This is a genomic window from Breznakia sp. PFB1-19, assembly GCF_029893935.1.
Classification (GTDB): Bacteria; Bacillota_I; Bacilli_A; order Erysipelotrichales; family Erysipelotrichaceae; genus Breznakia; species Breznakia blatticola.
Genome location: NZ_JARXXJ010000043.1, coordinates 1 through 8,781, shown reverse-complemented (window position 1 = coordinate 8,781; position 8,781 = coordinate 1). Strand labels below are relative to the sequence as shown.

The window sequence follows — 8,781 nt, the reverse complement described above, 5'->3', positions numbered from 1 at the left end:
ATAATTCACCCCGTTAAAGTCTTAAAGCCAATGTGTGTTTGACCCCATAATGGTTTAAAGCGATTTTCACCCCGCTAATTCTGAATATACCAAAATACACAATATAACTGGAAACAATGGAGTTATGAAAATTTATGAAAACTCTTTTCAAGTTCGGTTGACTTTAACTTTTAAACCCTTATAATTAATACAAAGAAAAATGGAGGTAATTATGGCGTTTTATTTTAAAGAACCATCACGTACGTTTAGTGAATACTTATTAGTTCCTGGATACTCAAGTACTGAGTCAACTCCGGAAAATGTAACATTGAAAACCCCTCTTGTGAAATTCAAAAAAGGGGAAGAATCTGCAATTACTATGAATATTCCAATGGTAAGTGCAATTATGCAATCTGTTTCAGGTGATGAAATGGCAGTTGCATTAGCAAAAGAGGGAGGAATCTCTTTTATTTATGGATCACAAACCATTGAAGAAGAAGCAGCAATGGTTGCCAAAGTTAAAGCAACAAAAGCTGGATTTGTGCCAAGTGATTCAAACTTAAAGCCAACGGATACGTTGGCAGATGTTATCGCATTGAAAAAGAAAAAAGGTCATGGTACGATCGCTATTACAGAAGATGGTACAGCTGAAGGGAAAATGGTTGGTGTTGTAACTAGTCGTGATTACCGTGTTTCACGTATGGATAAAACAACGAAAATCGAGTCATTTATGACACCATTTGCTAAATTGATTACAGGAAAAGATGGAATCTCTTTATCTGAAGCAAATGACATTATTTGGGATAATAAATTAAACGCCCTTCCAATTATTGACGATAATCAACGTCTTAAATATTTCGTATTCCGTAAAGACTACGATTCTCACAAAGAAAATCCAAATGAATTATTAGATAGCGACAAAAGTTATGTTGTTGGTGCTGGAATCAACACAAGAGATTACGCTGAACGTGTTCCTGCATTAGTAGAAGCTGGAGCAGATGTATTATGTATTGACTCAAGTGAAGGATTCTCTGAATGGCAACGTTTAACTTTAAAATGGATTCGCGATAACTATGGAGATACAGTAAAATGTGGTGCTGGTAACGTTGTAGACCGTGATGGTTTCCGTTTTCTAGCAGAAGCTGGTGCTGACTTTATTAAAGTTGGTATCGGTGGTGGTAGTATTTGTATTACCCGCGAACAAAAAGGAATTGGACGTGGACAAGCAACTGCACTTCAAGAAGTAGCACGTGCACGTGATGAATACTATGCTGAAACTGGAATTTATGTTCCAATTTGTAGTGATGGTGGAATTGTTCATGACTATCACATGACACTTGCTTTAGCAATGGGATCTGACTTTATTATGTTAGGTCGTTACTTCTCAAGATTTGATGAAAGTCCAACAAAGAAAATTAACGTAAATGGACAATACATGAAAGAATACTGGGGAGAAGGAAGTGCAAGAGCACGTAACTGGCAACGTTATGACACGGGTGGAGAAGAAGAAGGTCTTTCATTTGTGGAAGGTGTTGACTCATATGTTCCTTATGCAGGTAGTTTGAAAGATAATGTAAGCTTAACATTAAGCAAAATCAAACACACAATGTGTAACTGTGGAGCATTAACGATTCCTGAACTTCAAGAAAAAGCAAAAATTACATTAGTTTCTGCAACTTCATTAGTTGAAGGTGGAGCACACGATGTTGTGGTTAAAGAAGGAAACTATACAAATAAAAACGATTAACTCATAAAATGCATGCAATCTTGTGTGCATTTTTTCTTTCCCATGAAATTTCTGCAATTTTTTTACTTCTTTGGACTAATTTCTATTATAATAAAGATGTTATAAATGAATGAAGAAAAGAGGAAACGCAATGGATAGAAAAATTGGAACAATCTCAATGGGGGTACGATGCCCAATTATTCGTGAAGGTGATGATTTAGCAAGTATCGTTGTTGATAGTGCACTGGAATCAATAAATAGCATTGGTTTATCAATTCGTGAAAATGATGTAATTTCGGTGACAGAGTCGATTGTCGCAAGAGCGCAAGGAAACTATGCAACCGTTGATGCAATCGCAAAAGATGTACAAACGAAATTAGGTGGAGAAACAATTGGGGTAATGTTTCCAATTCTTTCAAGAAACCGTTTCTCTATTTGTTTAAAAGGAATGGCAAGAGGGGCAAAGAAAATTGTCTTAATGTTATCGTATCCAAGTGATGAAGTTGGAAACGGACTACTTACATATGAACAATTGGATGTAGCAAATGTGAATCCATACAGTGATGTATTATCACTTGAAAAATATCGTGAACTATTTGGCTATGAAGTACATGAGTTTACAGGAGTTGACTACATTAGTTACTATAAAGAACTAATCGAAAGTGAAGACTGTGCATGTGAAATCGTTTTTGCCAATAACCCTAAAGTGATTTTAGATTATACAAAAGATGTACTAACATGTGATATTCACACGCGTCAAAGAACAAAACGTATCTTAAAAGAAAACGGTGGAAACCGTATTCTAGGAATGGATGATATATTAAATGCACCAGTTGATGGAAGTGGATTTAATACGGAATATGGATTACTTGGTTCAAACAAAGCAACTGAAGATACAATTAAATTATTCCCTAACAATTCGCAACAATTAGTGGAAGATATCCAAAAACAAATTAAAGATAAAACGGGAAAACATATTGAAGTTATGGTGTATGGTGATGGTGCCTTTAAAGATCCTCAAGGAAAAATTTGGGAACTTGCAGACCCTGTTGTTTCACCTGGATACACAAGTGGATTAAAAGGAACACCAAATGAAGTAAAGTTGAAATACTTAGCAGATAATGATTTCAAGGACTTAAATGGTGAAGAATTAAAAGAAGCCATTAAAACAAGAATTAAAGAAAAAGATGAAGATTTAACTGGTGATATGGCAAGTCAAGGAACAACTCCTCGTCAATTAACCGACCTTATTGGTTCATTAAGTGACTTAACAAGCGGTTCTGGAGATAAAGGAACACCAGTTGTCCTAATTCAAGGATACTTCGATAACTATACAGAATAATAAGGGGAATGACATGAAGCAAGATATGATTGTAATACTCGATTTAGGGAGTACAGAAAATACGACATTAGCACGTGATATACGTGCGTTAAGTGTGTATAGCGAAATCTATCCACACGATATCACAAAAGAAGAAATCCTAGCTTTACCAAATGTAAAAGGAATTATTCTTAATGGTGGAGAAAACCGTATCGTTGATGGACAAGCTGTTGATGTAAATGATGAAATCTATTCAATTGGTGTACCAATTATGGCGATTGAACATCCAACAAGTAAAGTGGATGGACTTAATCACTATCCTACAGAAGCAGAACTTTCAACATTTGTATTAGATACATGTAAAGCAGAAAAAACATGGAATATGAAAAATTTCGTAGCTGATCAAGTGGAAAGAGTACGAAATGAAGTAGGAGATAAAAAAGTATTGTTGGCGTTATCTGGAGGAGTTGATTCTTCAGTTGTGGCTGCATTACTAATTAAGGCGATTGGAAAACAACTTGTTTGTGTTCACGTAAACCATGGATTAATGCGTAAAGGTGAATCAGAAGATGTAGTTGAAGTATTTAGAAACCAACTAGATGCAAACTTGATTTATGTAGATGCAAGTGAACGCTTCTTATCTAAATTAGACGGTGTTTCAGATCCTGAAGAAAAACGTAAAATTATCGGAAATGAATTTATTGTAGTGTTCGATGAAGAAGCAAACAAACTAGATGGTATTAATTATCTTGCACAAGGAACGATCTATCCAGATATCGTTGAGAGTGGAACAAAAACTGCAAAAGTAGTAAAATCACACCACAACGTTGGTGGATTACCAGAAGATATGAAGTTCAAATTAATTGAACCATTATATCAATTATTCAAAGATGAAGTACGTGCATGTGGTCTTGAATTAGGATTACCTGAACATATGGTATTTAGACAACCTTTCCCTGGACCTGGTTTAGGTGTAAGATGTCTTGGAGCAATCACAAAAGAACGCTTAGAAGCAGTCCGTGAATCTGATGCAATTCTTAGAGAAGAGTTTGCAAAATATGGACTAGATAAAAAAGTATGGCAATACTTTACAGTTGTACCTGATTTTAAATCAGTAGGAGTTAAAAACCACGAACGTTCATTTGATTACCCAGTAATTCTACGTGCAGTAAACACAGTTGATGCTATGACAGCAACAATTGAATTACTAGACTGGGAAGTCTTATTGAAAGTAACCGATCGAATTGTTAAAGAAGTACCAAACGTCAATCGTGTACTTTATGATCTGACACCAAAACCTACAGGAACAATTGAGTGGGAGTAGAGTTTTCACTTACTTCAAAAACATTATGAATTTTTAAATATTAAATAAATTGTATAGGTAGTTTTGTTTATTTACTTAAATGTAGGTAATTCTAACTACCTATTTTTATTTTGTAAGGGTGATTAAAATATATAAAAATAGGAAAGAGATTATAGAAGAAAGTAATATCTCAAAATTGGAGGATCAATAGATATATCCTTCAAATAACTTAATGAATCATATTTTTAACAATGAAAAGAAACAGGGGTGAAGATATGATTATAAAAGATGTATGTCTATATGAAAGAATTTTATAAAATATGCAGATAGAATATTTTGATTCTTCGACAAGTAACGCTTTATAAATAATCAATTAATTGCTTCATTTGAAAGATATATTAAGTGATGAATTTGTCGGTCCATAATAATTAAAAGTATTACTAAATACATATATTGATATAGTAAGAATTTATATAAAAGGTGAAATAATATATTCTTGTGTAATCACACAGCAGTTTATGCGAAAGAATTGTGAAAATATTAAATTAATTATACTTTTAAAACAAAAAAAGACAATTAGTTTTATATAAGGAAACAAAAGGATAATTATTAATGTTTTTACATCTGCAGAGATAAAAGTAAGAGAATTTGCAGGATTATAAGTGTCATTTGGAGGCTAAAAAAATAACAGAGTTGTACATACAAAAATTAGAAAGCATGATGCCTACCTGTCATCTCGACTATATGATATTTTTAATAAAAAATAGTTAAAAACTGTTCTAAAAATAACTATTTATGAATAATTATCTATAATTCAAAACACTTGATAATAGTTTTTTTTCTTTAAAACTATCTATTATGAATGTGCGAATTTCGGAAATGTATTTTGTCAAAAGATCATCCACATCTTTATAAGATAAAGAAAAAGCTTTCTCGATTGAACCAAAAAATACTATATTTTCGTCAAACCGCATTTTCATATAGTGACTCATTCCATAGTGCGCCATGCAATTTCTAAACTCTTTGTTCATTAATTGATTTGTTGAAATAGTTAATTTCCATTGTAAAGAATGACAACATCTTTTCAAAAGTTGATTACTATAGTAGTAAAGAAGATATTTATATCTAAAACATAATGTAGTATCTTTTAAATTTGGTTCAACTATTAATATATAAAAATTCAATTGACATAAAAGACTGAAAATACAAAATAAATCAACAGAGTAGGGCTTGAAATCAATGCTTAAATTAAAATCTTTCCATAAAATTATTTGCTTTAGATTTAAAGTGTCTTTATATGTACTAGCTATTTCGAGAATATTATTCTTTGGATTTAATTCATTTATGACGGCTAAAGGAAATGATGAACAAAATTCACCTAGAGATATGATCTGCTCTTTTGTGAACTTTGATGAGCCTGTTCCATTAATAATTTTCAGATTATAAGCATTCCAAATGCTATTTACAATAGGGTGTCCATCATAATAAGCAATACCTATATCTTTACGAATTTTACCAAGTATTTTCGTATTAGTTTTAAACTCAGTTTGATGTAATTCTACAACGGAATCAATTTCCTCAAATTCTTGTTTGATGCTTTCTCTTATTCCACTAATAATCTCTATATATTTTAAATTTTCAAATGATTTGGATTTAGACACCTTTGAAATCCATTTATGTGATTCTTTAAGTAATAAAGCAATATTAGGAAATAAAGCTAATAATAAAGGACTTTTTAGCTCTTCGTCGAAATTCATAATTTTCAATATGAAAATTATATAGTTATATAAATCAGTATATATTAAATTTAAAATATTTGTTTCAATTTTATTCATCATTGATCACCTTTATTATATTATACATTTTTTGTAAATTGTAGTTACAAGAGTAATACATTTTGTGAAAAGAACAAAACTAATACTGAATAACTTGATAAACTTAACATAGCAAAGAATGCGTTTATACTGTAATTGTATATTTCGCTAATAAAAAAAACAAGTAGAAAAAAATCTTTGATTAAACAATGCATAATATCTTCAGGATTCTAGAGTTTTATTCTGTTATTATTTTTAGTGATATTTTTGAAGTCTACTGAACAAAGTTAGATTAGCTAAAAAATCAATTAATGAAACAGATATTATTATCCTCAATAATATAGACAGATTTGATAGAACTACATATTATACTGTTTTAAAACATAAAAATAAATGGAATAAGAGATATTATGTTTGACATTCTTCATATGAATGAGTGGAAAGTTGATTGTGATTCAAGTTTATACGATAAAATAATAGCTCTTTTAAGTCATTACAATTTCATATAATGCAGAAAATAAAAATCAATATACTATCAACATACTAATTAACCAAAAGTGAAATTTGGTAGATATTAAAGTAAAAGATTTAAAAAGATTTTCAGAATCATTTGTGGAATATTTCTGAAAGTTTACAGGAAGTAGATTACTAGCGAATATGGAAATGTACAACAATTTGAATTGACAGGTTCTAGATTCTGGTGGTAGTACTTATTAATTTGCATAAACAATGTAAAATGATATAAAATATATATGTTTTTTTAAGGTTTATCACAATGTTTTTAACAAAACATTATGATAAACTATTTATAAATATAAAAGTGTGTAGATTATTTTTTAAAGGAGAATGAAGAAATGAAAACCGAAAGAGCTGCAAAAGTATCAATTAACAATATATTGAAAGAAGGATTAACAGATATTTTTGAGCGTCCTTTTGAAGTTGATTTATTAGTAAATTCATTATTTGCTGATAAAGTAGAAAGAGATGTTATAAGTTGTGTGAAATCTGGAAGTATAGAAGGACTATCAGTGAATAATATTGAATATATTTTATTGCCAAAGAACTCAGCGTTTAATTTTAGAAAATGTGCACTAATGCATCCTCTTGATACAATTAAATATAGTACTTTAGTTCTTTCGATTGCTGATACAATCGAAAAAGCAAGAATACCGGTCTCCAAAAGAAGAGTTTTTTCTTATAGACTATTAATTGTACAAGGATATATATTTAACAAAAACTATAATATTACTAAATTTAAGCAAGAATCATCTAAAAAAGCAAAAAAAAGTAATGTGAAATTCGTGGTGTCCTGTGATATTTCGAATTTTTATGACAGAATTAATCTACATCGTCTAGAAAATACCTTATATTCCATTGGGTGTGATAAAAAAATAGTGAAATTATTAAATGAGCTATTATTGACATGGTCAAATAGAGATTCTTATGGTTTACCTGTAGGTTCGAATGCCAGTAGAATATTAGCAGAAGCAAGTTTAATTGGAGTTGATAATTTTTTATCATCAATGAATGTAAATTTCATTCGTTTTGTAGATGATTATAGATTTTTTGCACCTGATGCAAAAACTGCACATTATTGGTTAACTATACTTATTGAGCGATTACAGCAAGAGGGTCTAACAATTAATATGAGCAAAACAAAGATTGAGGATAGCAAATGTTATACTAAAACATATAATTTTAATCACATAAAATCAAGTAATAAAACTAATAGGGATTTCAAAGAAAATAAAAGAACAATTATACGTGCTGGATATGGTGGAACTGTACCTACAATATTCCGGAAATTATCAAATCGAGAAAAGACTAACTTGCAAAACGAAGATATTGATACCATTTTTAAGGAACTAAATCAAATTGAACTAATAGATCCAGAGGATTTTATTAGATATATAAAGGCATGTTTTGCACAAGAGGAATATGATAAACTTACAAAATTGCTTTTTGTACTGGATAGATATTTACAATTAACACCATATTTTGTTGATGCAATAATTAAATGTGAAAATAAATTGAGCTTAATTTCAAAAAAAAATATTAAAAATTATTTTATAAAAGCATTAAACGATGATAGATATATTTCAGAATATTTGATCTTAGCATATATCAGAGTGTTAGGAGCCAGTGCATTTGCAGATAAAAGCACACTAATACAATATTTCAGAAATTTAAAAAGACAAAGTGGGGTATATATCGGAAGAACTTTACTTGACTCATTTTATCAACAGTTAAATGAATTGATAGATAGAGATACAGCACTTGAAATTAGAACAATTTACTCAAGAGCAGATTTGTGGGAAAAAAGACAATTAATAGAAATTATGAAAAAAGTGCTTCACGAAGAGGAGATTAGACCTTGGTTAAAAAATATTAAAAAAACTGAATCAAAGGAACTTTTTTTACAAGAAGTAATTTCTCCTACTAAAAAGAAATGAAAGAGCCTGTAAATAATTTTGTGTAAAGTTTGATATCCCATGGTAGAACCATGAAGTAACTACATTGAGTAAAGTGTAGTTACTTTTTTAATTATGTTATCATAGTCGATTATGTTGTCAAAGAGCTTTTATATTCGTCCCTCGAAAATAATTTGTAGACTTGAGAAGATTACTCCCCAGTTACC

Annotated in this window: 5 protein-coding genes; 4 read left to right on the top strand and 1 reads right to left on the bottom strand. The window is 30.3% G+C overall.

Annotation, left to right across the window (positions count from 1 at the left end; translation table 11 throughout):
* Positions 1 to 211 precede the first annotated feature (211 nt).
* The 3 genes from M2098_RS11355 (at position 212) to guaA (ending at position 4,350) form a co-directional block, all read left to right on the top strand.
* Positions 212 to 1,726: an IMP dehydrogenase gene (locus M2098_RS11355; protein ID WP_280684569.1), complete on the top strand. Its 1,515-nt coding sequence runs from the start codon at positions 212 to 214 to the stop codon at positions 1,724 to 1,726.
* 130 nt (positions 1,727 to 1,856) lie between these two features.
* Positions 1,857 to 3,047, top strand: a complete 1,191-nt coding sequence (locus M2098_RS11350) for a coenzyme F420-0:L-glutamate ligase (RefSeq protein ID WP_280684571.1) — start codon at positions 1,857 to 1,859, stop codon at positions 3,045 to 3,047.
* A gap of 13 nt (positions 3,048 to 3,060) precedes the next feature.
* Positions 3,061 to 4,350, top strand: a complete 1,290-nt coding sequence (guaA, locus tag M2098_RS11345) for a glutamine-hydrolyzing GMP synthase (RefSeq protein ID WP_280684573.1) — start codon at positions 3,061 to 3,063, stop codon at positions 4,348 to 4,350.
* Between the two features lie 782 nt (positions 4,351 to 5,132).
* On the opposite strand, the gene M2098_RS11340 is transcribed toward guaA, so the two are convergent.
* A complete protein-coding gene (locus tag M2098_RS11340; RefSeq protein ID WP_280684575.1) occupies positions 5,133 to 6,164 on the bottom strand; it encodes a hypothetical protein in 1,032 nt (343 codons plus the stop codon).
* A gap of 833 nt (positions 6,165 to 6,997) precedes the next feature.
* Here M2098_RS11340 and M2098_RS11335 point away from each other — a divergent pair.
* Positions 6,998 to 8,596, top strand: a complete 1,599-nt coding sequence (locus M2098_RS11335) for an RNA-directed DNA polymerase (protein WP_280684577.1) — start codon at positions 6,998 to 7,000, stop codon at positions 8,594 to 8,596.
* The last annotated feature ends 185 nt before the right edge of the window (positions 8,597 to 8,781 follow it).